The sequence below is a fragment of the Fibrella forsythiae genome, assembly GCF_017353175.1.
GTDB classification, from domain to species: Bacteria; Bacteroidota; Bacteroidia; order Cytophagales; family Spirosomataceae; genus Fibrella; species Fibrella forsythiae.
In genome coordinates this window covers 1-17,510 of the sequence record NZ_JAFMYW010000012.1, presented here as the reverse complement: position 1 = coordinate 17,510, position 17,510 = coordinate 1, and the positions used below count along the sequence as shown (strand labels likewise).

The following is a 17,510-nucleotide window of genomic DNA, read 5'->3' as shown; positions in this document are numbered from 1 at the left end:
AAGCTACTCTACTATTGGCGGTTGCTTGGAAGCTATCTGTACTGCACGGTCGTCTGCAAAAACGGCGTTTTCACCCGTTCCTTGCCGCTGCAGTACGCCTCTATACAACTTTACGTAGTTCGAAGTCATTTTTTGGCTATTCATATTGGCTGCAAATTCGTTGCAGCTACTCGGACTAATAGCCTCACTCTTTTTAACCAACTCTACCAGGTCTTGCCACCGGAGCGACGTCGTTGTGGCTACACTTTCATGCGCCCAGTTGGGCGGAACAGCCGTATCAAAACCGACGACTGGCACGCCGCTCGCCAGCATCTCCAAAGCAGCCAGCCCAAACGGCTCTTGCCAGGTTGCCGTTGCCAGATAAGCAACCGCTTTTTTGGCCAGGCTGCTCAACTCACGTTGCGTCAGATGCCCAACATACTCAATTTGCTTGTTGAGATGGGGTTTAACCTTTTTCTCAAAATAGGGCTGGTCAGCAATTCGGCCGGCGATCTTCAGCGGCAGTTGCATCTGTTTTGCTACAAAAATGGCAGATTCAACATTCTTTTCTTCGTTGATTCGTGCCGACCATAGCAGGTACTCACGGCTTCTTGAGCCGCTGGCAGGCCAGAGATTCATGTCTATACCGTTGTTGATGAGCGGTATATCTATAGCGAGCGCTTGATCCCACTGATGTTTGATTCTTTCCGATACCGCTACAAATGTTATGTCGCTACGCCGAGAAAGTTTTTTATACGCTGCTATTCGTTTTTTGTCAGCCGGTGAGTGCAGCGTTAAAAACGAAGTTTTATTGAAATGCAATCCTGCCTCTACCAGATGCGGATAAAACATGTTGTAATGAATGACATCATATGAATCGACATCCAGCTTTTTGAACTGACGCTTCTGGTTGAACCGTTCAAAAAAATCAGGTTTTTCTGAGGCAAAGGCAGTGAAGGGGTTTACGAGTCTAAATTTAGCGCCTACTTCCGCCCCCTCCGCCACAACTGCTACTCCATGCCCTTCATCAACAAGTTGGTTGGCCAAGGAGACGATAAATGCTTCTATACCACTGTTGTAAGGTTCTTTCAGTGATATACCAGGCCCTGACACAAGTAAAATATTCATAATAAAAACAGCACTGCAGGCTTCACCTAGCTTGTACGAGTTAAAAGTAAACAGATTCAGTTGATTGAATGTCTTATTGTGTTGGCGTGGACCAGGTAGCGGAGGCGTAGCAAAATAGCCCACTCCAACTATAGCGTTTTACTGCCGGTAGGTGTGGCGTGATAGCCGCTATACTACATCATGGTGGCTCAATCTTATTGTTGTCCTCTCGCCTGCTAGTCGTAGGTACGCCCCTTCTCTCTTTCAGGTCAATATACCCGTTAGGTAGGTGTTGTCGAACCTGTCAAAACCGGCCTGATCAGTGGGTCAAAAACTTGGTTGGGCATAGCTTTCGCTCCTTCTCTTTTACGCTACAACGGGTAGCTACGCCGGAATTGTAATAAACCAGCCTTGTCGTCCGGGTGACATAGACTATTCGCCGTTCCTACTATGTTATATAGATAACTAGAGCCAAGTTTAACTCCATTTAGCACCTAAGCGGCCAAAAAAAAGCCTGACTCTTGGGCCAGGCATAGTGCTAACGAGCATCTACTCTACTGATCGGCGGCGTCTCCCTTTTCAACGGTTTCGGTCTCCTCGGTCTGGGGTGAATCAGATCCTTCCTGGGTAGTAGTCTTGGTAACAGTGGTCTTGGTCACCTCAGTGGTTGAGGGCTCTGGGTTTTGATCTGCCATAGGTCTTAACTGGTTATTTACAAGGTAAACCTAATGGAGAAGCCAATGTTTCCCCGGCGATCAGACCCAAAGCGCCCACCGGTGAGCGGTCCGCTAATTGCCAGACCTGGCTTACCGCTGGCCAGCGCAGGGACTATACCTGTTCTACTCAGCCCATTAGCGCGCCCTGAGCAGCCCGGTGCCGATGCTGTTTGACTAATCGGCGCGTGGCTGGTAGCCGCCGCCGCGCTATAGCAATCGGCTCACCACTAATCAGAAAGAGATGAGGCGGGTTATCGAATGTAATTTTGGTGAGGTACTCCAGATTAACAATGCTTGACTTGTGGATACGGCAAAAAGTAGAACCTGGTAACATGGGTTCCAGGCGCTTGAGCGTCTTGGATGACAGGTAGCGGCGCTGATCACGAGTATGGATATAGGTGTAATTTCCCGCCCCTTCCAGGCGGACAATATCAGTCAGTGCCAGCCTGATGAGTTGGTTACCATAGGGCAGTTTAAGGCACATGACCGCAGGTGAGTTTGCCATTGATCGAAAGGGAAGCGGAGCCGTAGTTGGCACGCGGCAAACAGTAAGCATAACGATTGTAGGTTTATCCTTTAGGGAACTGGGGCAAAAGTAGAGTCCCCTCCACGCAGTTGGGTGGCCGCATCTGCCGAAACCGGCAAAACGGATCGTCAATTGGCAAATCAGCTGACTGAGTTGTGTAGCTGCCGTAAGCGGACGCTGGCTGTTCATTTGGACTTTAGGGGGAATATGGTCGCTTAAAGCAGCCGATCATCCCAGAAATAGTCCTCGGTGTGCACTGGCTGAACGTGCTGGTCAAAGTCAGGATGCTCAGTGTTGTTCAAATAGTTGTACTCATAGGGGATAACGGCCGAGGGCACCTTGAGCACCAGCGTCTCCTGGGCCACATACCAGGCCGAGCCTAATCGCTGCAGGGCGGGGTAGTCCGCCACCCGTGTCAGGGGGGCAACTCTACGATGGGTCAATTAGCTATCCTCTTTTGCCAGTTCAGGCGGCAAATAATTCAACTCGTACAAACCAGGCTTTAGGGAAGGGGATCGGGCTGGTAGGTTTGCCTAACAATTAACCTCAAGCGCATTTTACGCGGCCGATACAATGAAAAAGATGATACTCTTCCTGGTCTTTGTGCTCACCCTGACCGCCTGCAAAAAAGAGACTGATATTAAGCCCATCCCTGCGCTGGCCGACAAATTCGCCGGTAGTTACCAGCTTAACTCGTTTCGCTTCACGGATGGCCAAACCGAACTTGACCTGCCAACCCTGCCCGTAAGTGGTAATGGGCAAAGCGTTTCGGGCACGGTTACGCTGGTTAAGGTAGCCGGGGCAACCTTGAACCTGGAGCTGGTCATAAAAGCCACCGGCGTGCAGGATTACAGGGAGCGTATCGAGAACGTAGAGGTTAAACAGGTCGGCTCGGAATACGGGCTTTTTTCTGGCACCCTGCGCATTGCCGATGTAGACGGCGCGATGCTCATTTTCAACGTAGCCCAGACGGATCCTACCACCAGCAAAACGATTACTATGGCTTTTGTGGCCAAGCGCTAAGAAGCCGCGCCCGTGATGCCTTCCGGCGGATACTGCTTATGCCGCCTCTCCACCACACTCCTGTTGTCGACAATGCGATACCTTCGATTCATTTCCCTGCTGGCGCTCAGCAGCCTATTGGCCTGCCAAAAGCTAGCTGACCCCGTTACCCCTCCCGTAAGCCCACCTACTGAGCCAGGCGTCGTCTATGAGAAAGGCAAGCCAGTGGGGCCAGCTGTCCAGAAAACGATTGGCCCCGAAGGGGGCAGTCTGACCTCCGGCGACGGCACCTTGAGTCTGCGCATTCCGGCGGGGGCCGTCGCCAGCGCTACAACCTTCAGCGTGCAGCCCATTACCGCCACCCTGCCCGGTCTGGTGGGAGAACAGGCCTACCGACTACTTCCCGAGGGGCAAACCTTTGCCCGGCCCGTGGAGCTTCAGTATCACTATCAGCAGCAAGACCTGGAGAGCACCGCTGCTCAACTGCTCTTTATGGCCTACCAGGGACATGACGGCATCTGGAAGGCCCTGATGGATACCGAGCTCGACGAAGCGACCCGCACGCTGACAATAACCACTACGCATTTTAGCGACTGGGGGGCCTTTGCCCGCTTTGAGCTGGAGGCCCAGCCCGAAGTGGTTCTGCCAGGCGCCTCAAGTAACCTTACCCTAACAGGTTATTTTACCGGCTGGAACGTTCCGGTGGATGAGCTGAGCGGGGAAGTAGCGCTGACCCAGCCCACGGTGCTGGCAGACCCCCAAAACATAAAGAACTGGAAAGTAAGCGGAGTAGGTAGCCTCCAGGTAGCGGCCAGCCAGTCGCAGGCGACCTACACCGCGCCCGGCCACGCGGCCACCAGCTCGACCCTGGTTTCCGTAGAGGTTTATAATTTTTTGCCCCCAAAGTATCGTCCGCGTAAGGGAGCGGCGGGCAAAGCCGTGATGCTGAAGACGATTCAGATCGATGGCGGTAACCTCTTTGAGGCTACCTTAGATGGTCAGGTGTACCCCAACTGCACGGCTGCTGGATTCATCGACGGGCTGGGCATTGTGATCTCGGCTGCCATCGGTGATGCTAATCGCCCTTTCTGGCTGCGCATTCGTAGCCAGAAAATCAGGGCATCGACTACGATTCCCTATAAGTATTATGCCACAGGACTGGACGGGACGGCCGAAGCTTCTCTCAGCGAAGGGCTAAACGGGAGCTGGGTCAGCTACGTTGATCCCTGCGATGCCCAGGAGGTGCTTGATTCCCCGGGCGGGGTACGCATCGATAGCGTCGAGCTGGATGGGCGCACGGTGAGTGGCTCGTTGACCCTCACACTTTACAATAAAGAAGACTGTGAGATTTCTAAGCGCCAGTTTAGCGCCAAGTTCAAGCTCACCCTGACCGACGGGTAAGCAGCCCCGACCAATCCTATCAGCCATCTGTTCTCTACCAATTTGCACTAGGTAACAGATGGCCCATTTGTTAACAAGCCCTAGGCAGGAACTAAAACCAGGAGACCCGCTAGACCAATGAAGAGACGTATGGCAACTCGTTAGCTGGCGGCTTTTTCAGCCCTATTCTTTGTCCTGCATGAACTGCACGAACAGGCGCACACGGGCACGGGCCGCCTGCTGTGCGGGGCGTGGGGACGGCGCGATTTTAACGCTTGGGTGCTCGCCTGCCCGGGGCACCAGGTGCAGGTTCTGGCCCTGCCGATGGGCCCTTTGTTTAGCTACGCCCTGGCTGGGCTTTTACTGGCTGGGGCGAGGCGATAGCCGCCTGCGGTCGGTTGGCTTCTCGCTGGTGCTGGGCACGGCTATGCAGGCCCGCCTGTAGACCAGCTTGCTGGGCGGAGGCGATGAACTGGCTCTGCTTAAGCAGTTAATTAGTCGACCCTGGTTGGGCCATTGCCTGGGTCTGGCGCTGTCGGCAGTGCTGGCCATTCCGCCCCTGTTGCGAGCCTACCACGCCCTGCCAATAAGCAACCGGCAAGGCGTGTTTTGGGCACTGGCAATCCTATCCCTGCTGCTGGAATGGGCCCTGGCCTTCCAGGGACTCAACCGCCTGCTTGCCCACGGTATTGGTAGCGCTGCGGGCCTGCTGGGCATGCCCCTGCTGGTTACCCTGTGGACGGGAACGACGGGCCTGCTGCTGCTGATTTGCGGCCGCTGGCTTACCGGCCTGTTTTACACTTTCCCCACAGCAGCCGATGCTTAATTAGTAATAGCAGCAGCAGGACCTGCTCTTTGACGTTTTCTTTAAAGGCGTTCTGATGCTTTTTGTATTCCCCAAACGTCTTGACGCTTACGTTGAGCCAGTCGGAGATGACCTGATCGTTGAACTCGGTCAGGTTTCTGCTGGCGTTGACATGCTGCCAGTTTACCTCCTTAGTGAAGAGGAAGGGCAGGATCTCCCCATCGTTGAAGTGGCTGGATACCTGCCTGAGGCGTGCAATTTGGGTCAATGTTCCCTAACCGCGCCAGAGCGGTAGGTTTTACGTATAGCGTCAAATTAGGAACTTTTGCCTTTGGAGTAGAGAATTATTTCCTATTCTACAAAGCAGCTGGCCACGCCTTTTCTCGCCCTGATCAAAGGGCAGCCATGGTCCCAACGGGGCCGCCAGGCGGACCAGTTGATTCACCAGTAGTTTTAACCGTGCTGTTGAGGAGACGTACGGGGGGCTTTATTTTCCCATCCAGACCTTAAAGTCGCTAACCTTCTCGCGGCTCACAAGGGCTTCTTTATCGAATACCGGTTTGAGCGTCAAGGCCAGACGGTTACCGAAATAGGGCTGGATCTGCTCAACGGCCTGGTGGGTAATGATCAGGCCCCGGTTCACCCTGAAGAAACTGGCCGGATCCAGCGAATCGGCCAGCTCATCGAGCGTATAATCAACCAGAAACCTCTGGCCGCTTCGCGTTTTGAAAAAACTGAACCGCTCGTCGGTATAGAAATACAGAATCTCGCCGGTCTCCACCGATAGGAGTTTTTGCCCCTGTTTGACCAAAAACCGCTTGCGGTACTCGTTGGCCGGGGCGCCCGGACCCTGCAGCTCCCGCAGCAGCTTTTCGATGCTCAGCGTTAGGGGCTGGATGGGGGCTGGCTCCTGCGCCGTCAGATCGCGGAGCTTTTTCAGACTTCGCTGCAAGTCTTCCTTCTGGATCGGCTTGAGCAGGTAATCGATGCTGTTAACCCGGAAAGCCTGCAGGGCGTATTCATCGTAGGAGGTCGTGAAAATCACCCGGCTGCGGACCTCTACCTGCTCAAAAATCTCGAAGCTCTGCCCATCGGCCAGTTCGATGTCCATAAAAATCAAGTCGGGGGCCGGATGCTGTTGTAGCCAGCCGACGGATTCCTCAATGCTGCCGGTAACGCCTTGCACCTGCAGGGCGGGCTCGACCGCGTCTATCAATTTGCGGAGTTTGCGAACGGCTAGCTCTTCGTCTTCTACAATCAGTACGTTCATGATGCGTCGGGATTTATAAGCGGGAGAATTACGGTAAAATAGGCGTCAGTTTGGGCTACGGTAAAACCAGCAGGATCCAGATTGGGACGATGCCCGGCCAGTAGCCTGTATTTGGCCGTTATATTGCTCAACCCTACCTGATTGCTCAGCCCACGGGTTGTCTTCCGCTGGAGGTTGTTTTGTATCAACAATCGGCCACCCGGGGCAGACCTGATCTCGATAATCAGCGGTTTGTGGACGTGGATGACATTATGCTTAACTGCGTTTTCGACCAGCATTTGCAGCGTTATCGGGGGAAGCAGGTAGTCCAGATCGGACTCGTCGAGTGCTACCTCAAGCCGGATGCCCGGACCGTAGCGCGTCTTGAGAAGGTGGAAATAGGACCGGATAAAACTCATCTCAGTAGCTAGCGTGGTCAGCTCACCCGCCCCATCGGTTTGCCGGTTAGTTTGCAGCAGATACCGGTACACCTTTGCCATTTCGTCCACGAATTCTTCAGCCCGTTCGGGTTCGTCAGCAATCAGGGAGGAGAGCGAATTAAGCGTGTTGAACAGAAAGTGTGGGTTCACCTGCTGCTTGAGGCTTTCGTACTGGCTTTGCAGGTTAATTTTCTTTAGTTGCTCTTTCTCAACCGTGCTGGCCCGCCACCTTCCCAGCGAGTAACTGCTCTCAAAGACGCCTACCGCCAGCAGATTAATAATCAAATTCAGTAACAACAAACGCGTGGCACTGCCCGGTTGATAGACGTAGGCGAACCAGCGCCAGTGTAGATATCCCCACAGAGTCACCGAAAGAAAGCTCGTGGTAATGAGCATGTAGCTCAACAGCAGCAGCGTTACGCGGGGAAATGTTTGGCTTAGATCAGGGTACCGCCTAACGATATAGCGTCTAACCAGAGCGAGCAGGAGGTAGCAGCCCAGGCCCACGCTGAGACTACTCAGCGTAACCCCCGCGAAAATAGACCAGTGACTCAGGTAACCTGGTCCCAGCAGAACATAGCTTATCGTCGAAGTTATCCAGAAAAGCAGTAGTAACGCCGGCCAGCCAAGTTGTCTGGCGGGCCGGTAGGCGTGAAGGCGCTCAGGTAAAAGGTGAGTCAGGATCATGGTAAATCAGTTGATAGATACCCTCCGATGGAGCGATAGCAGGCGCAGGTCAAGACCAGCCGTCAAGTGATACTGGTGGAGCTAGTGGTGGCCGGAAGTGGAATCAGTGGTAGCCAGATCCGCTCGTCATGCTGACCGGTTTCCCGCTGAGGTGGGCAGATGCCCATCAGGTAGTATACATTGACAACCTGGTCAAACCCGGCGCTTGGAGCCTGTACCCGCAGACGGCGCGGCTGACGATTGTAGCGGATCAAAAGCTGGTTCTGGCCCCCTGTTTCAATCTTGACTTGCAAGGGTTTGGTGGCCTGGGCAACCTGGTGGTAGAGAATATCGTCCAACAAATTGCGAAACGTCAGCGGGGGAACGCCCAGCAGCTCCTGGTTCTCAGCTACGTCAAATTGGATGAGCAGGGCGGGACCATAGCGGACCATCAGTAGCTGGGCGTAAGAGCGGGCAAACTGAATCTCCTGGCCCAGCGGGACCCAGATCCGGGTGTGCGCCTGCAACATGTAGCGGTACACTTTGGCCAGCTCGTCAACAAACGCCTCGGCCTTCTGGGGTTCTTGCGCAATCAAGGAGGAGATCGAGTTAAGCGAGTTAAACAAAAAGTGGGGGTTTATCTGCCCCTTCAGCGCGTCGAGTTGCTGTTGCATGGCCAGCTGCAGCAGCTCTTCTTTTTCCGTCTGTATGGCCTGCCAGCGTCCGTATGTATCCGTCACAATTAGCACGTAGCCCATCAGCAGGGCACTAATGCCCCCCACGCCAGCCAAGTACAGCGCCAGACTAGCAGAGAAAGGGGTACCCAGTATGGGCACCCGGCTACAGATCCACACAGTCCCCACCGACATCAGGGAGGCCAGTAGTGTACCTACTCCCAGGGCCATCAGGTTACGCCGCTGGATATGCTGCGCATCGGTATAGTAGGCAATAATGCCCCTGACCAGTACCGTTAACAGCAACAGATCAACGGCATGTATTCCCAGCATCGTTAGCGTACCGACGATAAACACGTCAAATTGCCGAAAATACCGCTCGCCGAACAGCAGCCCACCGGCGACCGGATAAACAACCGGAAGCCAGAGCAAATGGAACCACGCCTCGGGGCGGTTGAACAACGGGCGGGGCAGTTTGAAGGGAAGCAAACGAGACATATATGCAGTCGGGCGGCAGAAAGCACGTATTCACAAAGTTAGGAAGTGGTCAGTATCAACCCATGCAAGTGAGCTACAGTCTGCTTGAGCTAAGGGATGAACTGTCGAAAGCGGCGGACAAACTGTAAAAGGGATAAGAATGAATTAGGGGGGTATTCCGTATGTATACGTACTATACGCCATTCAGATCTGGCCAGTGTCTTACTGATAGTCAGCTTGGTAAGCTTGCTCCTCAGGTGGCGAGGTTGCGTCGGCCAGCAACGAAAGCCGGACAGCAAATTGGCTCGCTGTCTCTTCGATGAGCGGCGGAGGAAGATTCAGTATCTGATACTTGGCTACGATGTTATTCAGCCCCACGCCGTTGGAAAGGGCACGGGTCGTTTTGGGTTGCCGGTTATTGGCCACTAGCAACTGCCCCATCTCATCCGTACAAATATGGATGGCGAGCGGTCGTTTAGACGACACCACATTATGCTTGACCGCATTCTCGACCAGTAGTTGCAGCGTTAGCGGGGGGAGCCGGCAGTTATATCGCGCCTGGTCGACGGCAATCCGCAGGCTAAGCCCAGCGTCGTGACGGGTTTGGAGCAGATGAAAATAATCGTCTATAAAGTCCAGTTCGGCTGCCAGCGTAGTGAGTAGCTCACTGTTGGCCCGCAGGATGTACCGGTAGACGCCACTGAGCTTATCCACGAACAGCTCCGCCCGCTGGGGATCTTCGCTGATGAGCGCGGAAAGTGAGTTGAGGGCATTGAACAGAAAATGGGGGTTGACCTGCTGTTTGAGCACATCGAACTGACTTTGCAGGTTGGCTACCTGCAGCTTCTCGCGCTCCTGCTCTGAGCGGGCCAGCTCGCTCTGGAAGCGCGAGGAGTCTAGCCGGTAAAAAAATAGCTCGTAGATAGTTAAACAGCAAACGGTGTAGAAAAAGGCATGGAACAGCTCTACGGTGAACGTATTCATTTCAACCCTTAAACTGCCGAAATTCAAGTAAATATGCTTGTTATCGAGAAGGGAATGGATCATCGCATTTTCCTTACCCGCCAACCACAGTAAATCAACCCCCCATAGTAGCAGCGTAGTTGCGCCGTAACAGGCCAAGAATGATACGGCAAATCGATCACTGAACCTGCTCCGTCGGGTAGTCCCGTACCGAAACCAAGTGGTAATAGCCCGGTTTACGTGCCATAGAGCGGCAGCGCGTCCGGTAGTGAATAAAACTAGAATCAGGTGCAGCAGGGAGGGAGGCTGCCAGAAAGCCTCACTAGTGGTAGTTGACAGAATACTCAGCAGACAAATGCCAGTCAATCGTAGCCAAAAATCAGGGATGCGCTGGGTCATGGGTCAAGAGAAATGGGCGAAGCCTTTAGCCTTTCCTCCGACCAAACATCGGCCATTCCACGCTGGCTGCCGCGCTGAAAGCGCGTCAATTGCCAGGATTAACGCCTGAAGTGTGTAAACACGTGAATGGCTTGTAACGACCCGGTCAGCGCCTACGACTACCGGCCAGCGAACAATCGATCCATCCATTAAGCTGTTTGACCGTTCTAGGGCGGGGAATCTGGCAAAGCTTAAAGAGACCGCTTGGATCGACTGCCCGAAAGCTTGCTTACAACAACGCAGCGGCTGGCTTACAAGCCAAAGCGCAGGGTATTTTTTTCTTCCTGACTGCGCGCCCACCACAGCAGCAAGGCCAGGATACCGATGCTGCTCTCAATGAGCAGCCACTGGCGGCCAAAAGCACCCAGTGGCCCCTCGATCTGACTGGTAGCGATTCGTGATAAGGCATAAAAACCGCATAAGATCGCCGTCAGCAGCAGGCCTTTGCTTACATCGGTGATGGCCAGAAAAAGTAGCACGGTAACAATCGTTAGCCCGGCTCCACCGTACACGCCCCGGATCGAACTATAAGCATCGGTGTTGGGCAGTTTAACCTGCACCAGGTTCATTACGGCTTGCGGGTCCATGAAGGCCATCAGAGCTACCAGCCCGATACCCGCCGCCACCACGCCAATCAGCGTGATCGATAAAAAACGGATCATAGTACAATCAATGGTAAGGTTTGGTCATTGCAGTCGACAGGTACGTTACGGCAATGACAGGTAAATAAATCTACAGTTAGTGAGCCGCAACCAACTCCTGGCGTAGGTTAAGGAGATTGGGTCTGGCAGGATATGCCAGCTCAATCAAGCCTGGATGACCAGTGGGTCCGGCTGAGCTTCCAGGTGCGGGATGGGCGCGCTTTTACCCCCCGCCACCGGTCCGAAACTTGCCCGCTACCTGCAAGGATTTGTATTTCTTGGTTTCCGAGTTATAGTGATGCAGGGTGGCCGAAAACGAACCCGCCACTGTTTGATCCTGCACATTATAGTCGCTAATCGTTATGTTTCCGGGGCCAAATACCTCGTTTTTCATCTCGGAATAATACCTCCAGGAATAACCAGTCAAGTCATGATCAGTACCGCGTACATTGAGTATATCCTTGTTTTCTTTGGTAAGATTGTAGCTACCTGGCCCTTGAATGCCAGTAATCTGAATCAAAACCCCGGCCTGGTTGCTGTTGTCTCGAGGTTTGGTAGTCATGTAGAGCACCAGGGCCCCCTTTGTTACGCCTGCCTCGACATAGACCTGATCCTGCTTGGTCCCCCCTATATAAAGCTCATTGTCCGCCTCGATGGTCAGGTTACTGATCAATAGTAGTTTTCCTTTGCCAGGCGTAATGACCTCGACGCTGACGGCCACTGGATTTGCCTCCGGGGCTTTAGCGGGCGCTTTGTAGAGGACGGACTTACCTTCGTGATTGCTTAAAAAGCCGGTCGGCGAGTCTATTTTGCCAAAGACATCCAGCCCGTTGACCTGCCAGTTTTTTACCTGGTCCGCTTTGAGAAGCTGTACTTTTGAAGCGAGTGGTATTAAATGAGACGATATTGGATCGCCCGGAATCGTGTAATCGGTTGTGTCAACTTCAGCTCCTGTCCCCCCTTCCTGGGCGTGGTTTCTCTGATAGAACACCTTCAATTCGACTGTCTGTTTTGGTGCCAGGTTTTTCGCAAGCGGCTCCAGCCAGTAGTTTTCGTAGAACGAGTAGCGGCTAAAGTGGTACAAGGGGGCAACCACCCGGTGCTGATTGGCGATCACGACCAGGTTAGTCCGCCCCTGCCAGATGCCCTTCTCATCCTGGTAGGCAATGCCCAGGGCGTGGGGAGACGAACCCTGCAGGTCTTCATCCTTATAGGTCCAGCTCAGGGTAACGGGTTTTTTGAACTGGGTGCCGTGAGGACTAAACTCATAGCCCACACCCGCCCCACCAAACGCCGTGTTCTCAACGGGCTGGGCGGTGATGAGCGTCTCTTGGGTGAGTGCACCGGCCGGAAACCGCAGCGTCATGCTGCCGTCGGCGCTGCTGAGGGTGCCGCCCGCCGGGCCGATGGTTTTGCTGATGGCGGCGCCCAGGGGTTTGCCTACGGCGGTGGGTTCCCCGGGCATAATTGGTTCAGGGGGCGTAACCGTATCGCCCCCGGGTTTACAGGCGAGAGCCAGGCCCAGCAGGCTCAGGGCGTAGCCCGTTTTACGTAGGATGGAGAGAAACATAAATGAAATAGACATTGAAAGAGATAATGTTAAGCAACGATCTTACTGGCTACTGACAAAGCGGACCGTGTAGCGAACCGATGGATCATTGTCGTTGCTGTAAAAGCGTAGCAGGTGATTGCTTTGGCTACTTTCCTGAATACTCATCGACACGCCACCAGTTGCCCAGAACTCGGCGATATCGCCATCCTGCGGAGGCGAATTATTGGTACTATAGCCCGCCGGGTGGGCGTCGAAACCCGAGGCGTTGGTGCCCGGCAAACTGCGCCAGTTGGTGGTCGACAAGAGTTTTTTGACCGCTTCCTGCTTTCTGGCCGTGTTCTGCTCCAGCACAACGCCCTGGCTCTGCACCAGCGTTACCCAGTCGGCCTCCGTGGGTAAGCGCCAGCCCACAGGCAACGTAATCGCGTTGATTTCGGCGTAGGTGTAATAGCGGCCGTAGATGGGCTTCTCCGTGCCCGTGCCGTAGGCCATACCGCCCGATCCCCGGTAGTTGATCGTTGTCCATCGCTGAGAGCCGATAAGCCGGGTCGGGTAAGTATGGCCATTGATGCGAACCGAATCAGGCGATAGGGGCGGCGCTGGCTTGGGATCAGTGCTACCGGCCGACCTGGTGCAGGACAGGCTAATACTGGTCATCACACCTAGCAGCAGGTAACGCAGGGCGCTTTTCTGGCCAAAGCCGAGCAGAGTTGTATGCATGGTCAGAAAGGATTGGGTGTGGCTCATGCCTTATTGACTGATGGAGAATTCACCGCTGAAGGGCGTGCCCTGTTTGTTGCAATTGTCGGCATCCTGATCGCTCATTAGAGCACCGCTGAAGGTACCTTTGGCGGCTTTGCCGTTGCTGTACTGAGTGACGGTGACCCTACCCTGAGGGGCATAGTATCCCGCGTTGTCGGGGCACACCAGGGCGGCGTAACTGGCCAGCATCCCGTTTTTGGTGCGGTATTCAAGCTGGCTGACCTGATTGAAGGAAGTAACGGTCGGTTTATAGGGGTAGGCTCCCGTTCCGCTTCCCCACATAGACACGGATAAAAAGTCATCCTCGCTGGCGGTGGCCTGAATGGTCCAGAGCCGGATCGAACCGACGACGCCCTCCTCATCGAGCTTGACGTTGGTGTAGGTTTTGGTCTGGCCGTTGAGGGTCACTTTGACGTAGTTGCCACCGCCCGGCGCGGGCGTAGTCTGGGGCGAGGAACAGGCCACCAGGCCGATGGTCAGCAATCCGGCCGCGTGCCGCAGCGTGCGGGTGAGAAGAGAGGAAGTACGTGCTTGATTCGTTGCCATTGGAATACAGTATAAGGTGATTGAAAAGGGGACACAGGGCCAAGACAAGTCAGGCGTTTATAGACCTGATTTTTTGGTTCTGACGACTCAAAATTGGGCCAGTGGGCTAGTCAGGCATAGCTGATTTGTCCTCAATTGCGCATTATTCCTACTGGATTGCGCCAATCACTACCCGTATTGATTGGCCAGTCGACTCAATTGACACCTACCCGGTCGAAATACTGCCGCTGGCAATTGGGCACCCTGAAAAGAGATTGATGAGGGTGGCCTTCTAGGTCGAAGGACACTGCCGAAATGCCTTTGGATAGGCACTACTTTGCTGCAACAAGTGGGGTACGCGGCCGGTCAGATTCGGTAGATGGCGGCACTAATGCCAGCGACCGGACGGGGAATAGCCTTTGGCCGGGATTGGTTCGAAGCAGGTTAATCGCAAGGACTATACAGACGCCTAAGCGGAAGGGGACGGGTCAACTATCGATTCAGGTAGCTGATCAAGATGGGGGAAATCGCTGGCAGACCGGCGTAAGGCTTCCACTTCAGGGCCGTAACCAAGCAGTTCAGGTAGCCAAAGCAGCAGCTCATCATCGGTTTGTTTGCCATGGGCTATCAGGCCGATCAACTTTGAGGGCTAATCAACTAAATCGCTATAAAACCAGGCAACTCGGCGAAGCTGCTCAGGCAGTAGCGCGCCGTGGAATTGGTCAGTAGTAAATCGAGCGTAACCCTTCCCGTAAGCCCATGCATCGCAACCACCGCCTCCTGATGGCGTCTCTACTGGCAGTAGGGATTCACCTGACTACGCTGGCTCAATCTACCCGGCTCCCATTACAGCTGTTTGCCTACGACCGGGCGGCAGCTCTATCCTACACGGATTCCCTCATCGGGACCCAGCAGGGCATTCGTATTCATCAACTCAGTTACGATAGCCCCGCAGGGGGGCGGGTCACCGGTATGCTGCTGGTTCCCCCGGGGAAGGGCCCTTTCGCCGGTCTCCTGTTACAGCCCGGCATGCCGGGCAAGGCCCTGGCTCAGCTGCCGCGCGCCCTGTACCTGGCCCGGCATGGCGCGGTTGTCCTCTCCATCAATGCGCCGTTTACCTTGCGCAGTGGGAATCCCATCCAGCTGACGCCCGCCGACAGTATCGAACAGGTTCATTACGTTATCAACCTGCAACGGGCCGTTGACGTGTTACGGGCTCTGCCTGAGGTCGATTCGACCCGGTTGGGGTACGTGGGGCGCAGTCACGGCGGGGCTATAGGCGGCTTGCTGGCGGGCATTGAGCGCCGACTGAAAACCTATATTTTGGTGGTGGCTGACGGGGGCCTGGTGGCTCATTACAGTTCGGGCAACGGCGAACCAGGTGATCAGTTACCGATCACAGGCCAGCAACGGGCCCGCTGGCTGGCCGCCATGCAGCCCATCGAGCCCATTCGTTACGTAGGCCGGTCGGCCCCGGCCTCGCTGCTGCTGCAATCGGCCTACCAGGACGAAGCCGTACCGGTAGCCTCCGCCAGAGAGTTCCAGCGGGCGGCACCGGCGAGTGCAACCGTAAAGTGGTACCAAGCCACTCACCAGCTCAATGCCCAGGCCTACGTTGACCAGCTTACCTGGCTACACGCTACGGTAGGGACGACCCCGCCCGGACCCGAAGACCAACCAGGTCCCGATTTTAGTGTTCAGTTGACCACCCCGCCAGCAAGCTCGTCAGCCATATCCAACTTAGAGGTAACAGCACAGGCTCTGGCCACCTACGTGGGCACCTACGAGATAGCGCCCGGTCAACAACTGAGCGTGAGCTTTGCAAACGGTAAACTGGCGATCACGCCGCCTGGTGAAACCACAAAGGTTGACTTAAAACCCGTTCGTGAAGCAGAATTTGAGGTGGTTGGCCAGCCCGCTCACCTGGTATTCAGGAAAGACGCGGCCGGTAAAGTCCTGGCCGTCGAGGTACGCTTTGGCAATGGCGGCTCGGCAACGGCCAAAAAACTGTAGGGGGGCGTAAGGCCAGCCTACGCCCCCCTACAGGGACCGATCAGGGTCCAATCACCCGTTTGCAAACCGGCTCACCATCAGGCCAGGCCCCCGGCCGCGCGTAGTTAGCCCGCTATTAAGGCGGATTAGCCCTTTTTGCTCCAGTCTCAGTAGGTAAGACCGAGCGAGACCTTACCAGTACGAGAGAAGCCCCGGGTTTGCCCTCAGCGCCAGGGGCTTCCGTTTTGCTGACGTTTCTGCCTATGCCAACCCGTTCACCTGCTTTGCCTACCCCCCTGACTGAGGTGCCCCGGCGGGTAAGGGCCATTGATCTACTGCGGGGCCTGACAATGGTGCTGATGATTTTTGTCAACGACCTGTGGTCCCTAACAGCCATCCCTGCCTGGCTGGAACATGTGCCGCCGGGCGTGGACGGCATTGGCCTGGCGGACACCATCTTTCCGGCTTTCCTCTTCATTGTAGGCCTGTCGCTGCCTTACGCCCTGGACGCCCGCCGCCAGCGGGGCGCTACGCTGGTGGCCCTGCTGGCGCATGTCATCAGCCGGTCGGTGGCCCTGCTGATCATGGGCGTTTTTCTGGTCAACGGCGAGTCGATCAACCCGGCGGCAACGGGTTTGTCCCGGGGCGGCTGGAATACACTTTGTTGCCTGTCGTTTATCCTGATCTGGACAACATACCCTAAAACGTTATCTCCCTGGCTTGCCCGCGCTTCCAAAGCGGTGGGCGTGCTTGTATTGCTGTTATTGGCCCTATTTTACCGGGGCGGCGAGCAACCACTGGGCCTGTTTGCTCCCCAGTGGTGGGGCATTTTGGGCCTGATTGGCTGGTCGTACCTGGCAGCGGGATTAGTGACGGTGCTGGCCAGGAACCGATTGTCCGTCCTGGTGCTGAGCTGGCTGGGGTTTGTACTCATTAGCCTGGCCCATCAGGCTGATTTACTGCCCGGGGCGATCCGGTGGCTGCCCAGCGCCATTGGCGGGGGCACCCTGGCGGGACTGGCCGTGGGCGGCGTGGTGATCGCCAGGCTGTTTCAGGTTTACGCCCAAAGGGGAGATGCGGCCAGGATGACCCTGGTCTTTGGACTGATTGCCGCCGGACTGATCGGCTTATCGATCTTTACCAGACCCCTGGGTGGACTGAGCAAACTGGAAGCTACGCCCGCCTGGTCATTTCTTTGCAGCGCCCTGACGCTACTGGCCTTTACGGGCCTCTACTGGCTGGGCGACGTGGGCGGCAGGGCCAACTGGTTTTCGCTCATCAAGCCCGCCGGGACCGATACGCTGCTGTGTTATTTGCTGCCCTACCTGGCCTATGCCCTGGTAACGCTGCTACCTTTCTCCCTGCCAGCGGTCCTGCTGAGGGGAAGCCTTGGCCTGCTCAAATCATTTCTGTTTGCACTCGGGTGTGCCTGGATCACGGGCTGGCTGAATAGGGCGGGTGTGCGCCTGAAGCTATAACCCCCGGCCAGTATGGGTTCGGGCTCGACAGGTAAGGGGGGGGGGGAGAATGAGCCACCGCTTATAGTAGCCTGTCCTCCCCCTTACCCCCTCAAAGCAGGGCTAATAACCCCTGGCCACTACCGATCGCGGACCAGG

The 17,510-nt window shown here is 55.3% G+C and carries 18 protein-coding genes; 5 read left to right on the top strand and 13 right to left on the bottom strand.

Translation table 11 applies throughout. The features are described 5' to 3' along the window. Positions 1-3: 3 nt before the first annotated feature. The 4 genes from J2I46_RS28355 to J2I46_RS28340 form a co-directional block, all read right to left on the bottom strand. Positions 4-1,107, bottom strand: a complete 1,104-nt coding sequence (locus J2I46_RS28355) for a glycosyltransferase (protein WP_207332483.1) — start codon at positions 1,105-1,107, stop codon at positions 4-6. A gap of 533 nt (positions 1,108-1,640) precedes the next feature. Next, on the bottom strand, positions 1,641-1,781 hold the full coding sequence (locus J2I46_RS28350) for a hypothetical protein (protein WP_207332482.1): 141 nt from the start codon (positions 1,779-1,781) through the stop codon (positions 1,641-1,643). Positions 1,782-1,929: 148 nt separating this feature from the next. Beyond that, the gene (locus J2I46_RS28345) at positions 1,930-2,307 is read right to left on the bottom strand and encodes a LytR/AlgR family response regulator transcription factor (RefSeq protein ID WP_207332481.1); all 378 of its coding nucleotides are present in this window, start codon (positions 2,305-2,307) and stop codon (positions 1,930-1,932) included. A gap of 236 nt (positions 2,308-2,543) precedes the next feature. Then, positions 2,544-2,771 carry an RES family NAD+ phosphorylase gene (locus J2I46_RS28340; RefSeq protein WP_207332480.1) on the bottom strand — a complete coding sequence of 76 codons (228 nt, stop codon included), beginning with the start codon at positions 2,769-2,771 and terminating at the stop codon, positions 2,544-2,546. A 130-nt stretch (positions 2,772-2,901) separates the two neighbouring features. Here J2I46_RS28340 and J2I46_RS28335 point away from each other — a divergent pair, with 130 nt between their 5' ends. From J2I46_RS28335 to J2I46_RS28325, 3 genes are all read left to right on the top strand, one after another. After that, the gene (locus J2I46_RS28335; RefSeq protein ID WP_207332479.1) at positions 2,902-3,351 is read left to right on the top strand and encodes a lipoprotein; all 450 of its coding nucleotides are present in this window, start codon (positions 2,902-2,904) and stop codon (positions 3,349-3,351) included. A gap of 72 nt (positions 3,352-3,423) precedes the next feature. Then, the gene (locus tag J2I46_RS28330; RefSeq protein ID WP_207332478.1) at positions 3,424-4,731 is read left to right on the top strand and encodes a hypothetical protein; all 1,308 of its coding nucleotides are present in this window, start codon (positions 3,424-3,426) and stop codon (positions 4,729-4,731) included. A gap of 430 nt (positions 4,732-5,161) precedes the next feature. Continuing rightward, entirely contained in the window at positions 5,162-5,536 is a 375-nt protein-coding gene (locus J2I46_RS28325) for a hypothetical protein (RefSeq protein ID WP_207332477.1), read from the top strand. Here the strand turns inward: J2I46_RS28325 and J2I46_RS28320 are convergent. The 9 genes from J2I46_RS28320 to J2I46_RS28280 all read right to left on the bottom strand — a co-directional run bounded on the left by J2I46_RS28320 (position 5,493) and on the right by J2I46_RS28280 (position 13,923). Beyond that, positions 5,493-5,783 (bottom strand): hypothetical protein, encoded by a 291-nt coding sequence (locus J2I46_RS28320; protein ID WP_207332476.1) that lies wholly within the window; start codon positions 5,781-5,783, stop codon positions 5,493-5,495. The genes J2I46_RS28325 and J2I46_RS28320 overlap by 44 nt on opposite strands. 219 nt (positions 5,784-6,002) lie before the next feature. Then, complete coding sequence (locus tag J2I46_RS28315) at positions 6,003-6,785, bottom strand: LytR/AlgR family response regulator transcription factor (protein ID WP_207332475.1); 783 nt, start codon at positions 6,783-6,785, stop codon at positions 6,003-6,005. Further along, entirely contained in the window at positions 6,782-7,891 is a 1,110-nt protein-coding gene (locus tag J2I46_RS28310; protein WP_207332474.1) for a sensor histidine kinase, read from the bottom strand. Before J2I46_RS28310 ends, J2I46_RS28315 begins: the two co-directional genes overlap by 4 nt. Before the next feature lie 62 nt (positions 7,892-7,953). Then, positions 7,954-9,042 (bottom strand): sensor histidine kinase, encoded by a 1,089-nt coding sequence (locus J2I46_RS28305; RefSeq protein WP_207332473.1) that lies wholly within the window; start codon positions 9,040-9,042, stop codon positions 7,954-7,956. Between the two features lie 201 nt (positions 9,043-9,243). Next, positions 9,244-10,383: a sensor histidine kinase gene (locus J2I46_RS28300; RefSeq protein ID WP_229379997.1), complete on the bottom strand. Its 1,140-nt coding sequence runs from the start codon at positions 10,381-10,383 to the stop codon at positions 9,244-9,246. 290 nt (positions 10,384-10,673) lie between these two features. Further along, entirely contained in the window at positions 10,674-11,084 is a 411-nt protein-coding gene (locus J2I46_RS28295) for a DUF4345 domain-containing protein (RefSeq protein WP_207332472.1), read from the bottom strand. A 202-nt stretch (positions 11,085-11,286) separates the two neighbouring features. Continuing rightward, a complete protein-coding gene (locus J2I46_RS28290; RefSeq protein ID WP_207332471.1) occupies positions 11,287-12,648 on the bottom strand; it encodes a hypothetical protein in 1,362 nt (453 codons plus the stop codon). 27 nt (positions 12,649-12,675) lie between these two features. Next, a complete protein-coding gene (locus J2I46_RS28285; RefSeq protein WP_207332470.1) occupies positions 12,676-13,335 on the bottom strand; it encodes an FISUMP domain-containing protein in 660 nt (219 codons plus the stop codon). 30 nt (positions 13,336-13,365) lie between these two features. Then, on the bottom strand, positions 13,366-13,923 hold the full coding sequence (locus J2I46_RS28280) for a hypothetical protein (RefSeq protein WP_207332469.1): 558 nt from the start codon (positions 13,921-13,923) through the stop codon (positions 13,366-13,368). A gap of 738 nt (positions 13,924-14,661) precedes the next feature. Here J2I46_RS28280 and J2I46_RS28275 point away from each other — a divergent pair. Together J2I46_RS28275 and J2I46_RS28270 are read left to right on the top strand one after the other, a co-directional pair. Then, positions 14,662-15,915 (top strand): alpha/beta hydrolase family protein, encoded by a 1,254-nt coding sequence (locus tag J2I46_RS28275; RefSeq protein ID WP_207332468.1) that lies wholly within the window; start codon positions 14,662-14,664, stop codon positions 15,913-15,915. Between the two features lie 242 nt (positions 15,916-16,157). Next, on the top strand, positions 16,158-17,372 hold the full coding sequence (locus J2I46_RS28270) for a DUF5009 domain-containing protein (protein WP_207332467.1): 1,215 nt from the start codon (positions 16,158-16,160) through the stop codon (positions 17,370-17,372). Positions 17,373-17,510 lie beyond the last annotated feature (138 nt).

What these genes read in the sequence shown, in the direction of transcription:
- J2I46_RS28350 (WP_207332482.1), bottom strand. Translation starts at nt 1,781, where the DNA reads ATGGCAGATCAAAACCCAGAGCCCTCAACCACTGAGGTGACCAAGACC.
- J2I46_RS28280 (WP_207332469.1), bottom strand. Translation starts at nt 13,923, where the DNA reads ATGGCAACGAATCAAGCACGTACTTCCTCTCTTCTCACCCGCACGCTG.
- J2I46_RS28275 (WP_207332468.1), top strand. Translation starts at nt 14,662, where the DNA reads ATGCATCGCAACCACCGCCTCCTGATGGCGTCTCTACTGGCAGTAGGG.
- J2I46_RS28335 (WP_207332479.1), top strand. Translation starts at nt 2,902, where the DNA reads ATGAAAAAGATGATACTCTTCCTGGTCTTTGTGCTCACCCTGACCGCC.
- J2I46_RS28345 (WP_207332481.1), bottom strand. Translation starts at nt 2,307, where the DNA reads ATGGCAAACTCACCTGCGGTCATGTGCCTTAAACTGCCCTATGGTAAC.
- J2I46_RS28295 (WP_207332472.1), bottom strand. Translation starts at nt 11,084, where the DNA reads ATGATCCGTTTTTTATCGATCACGCTGATTGGCGTGGTGGCGGCGGGT.
- J2I46_RS28300 (WP_229379997.1), bottom strand. Translation starts at nt 10,383, where the DNA reads ATGACCCAGCGCATCCCTGATTTTTGGCTACGATTGACTGGCATTTGT.
- J2I46_RS28270 (WP_207332467.1), top strand. Translation starts at nt 16,158, where the DNA reads ATGCCAACCCGTTCACCTGCTTTGCCTACCCCCCTGACTGAGGTGCCC.
- J2I46_RS28315 (WP_207332475.1), bottom strand. Translation starts at nt 6,785, where the DNA reads ATGAACGTACTGATTGTAGAAGACGAAGAGCTAGCCGTTCGCAAACTC.
- J2I46_RS28305 (WP_207332473.1), bottom strand. Translation starts at nt 9,042, where the DNA reads ATGTCTCGTTTGCTTCCCTTCAAACTGCCCCGCCCGTTGTTCAACCGC.
- J2I46_RS28310 (WP_207332474.1), bottom strand. Translation starts at nt 7,891, where the DNA reads ATGATCCTGACTCACCTTTTACCTGAGCGCCTTCACGCCTACCGGCCC.
- J2I46_RS28355 (WP_207332483.1), bottom strand. Translation starts at nt 1,107, where the DNA reads ATGAATATTTTACTTGTGTCAGGGCCTGGTATATCACTGAAAGAACCT.
- J2I46_RS28330 (WP_207332478.1), top strand. Translation starts at nt 3,424, where the DNA reads ATGCGATACCTTCGATTCATTTCCCTGCTGGCGCTCAGCAGCCTATTG.
- J2I46_RS28290 (WP_207332471.1), bottom strand. Translation starts at nt 12,648, where the DNA reads ATGTCTATTTCATTTATGTTTCTCTCCATCCTACGTAAAACGGGCTAC.
- J2I46_RS28285 (WP_207332470.1), bottom strand. Translation starts at nt 13,335, where the DNA reads ATGCATACAACTCTGCTCGGCTTTGGCCAGAAAAGCGCCCTGCGTTAC.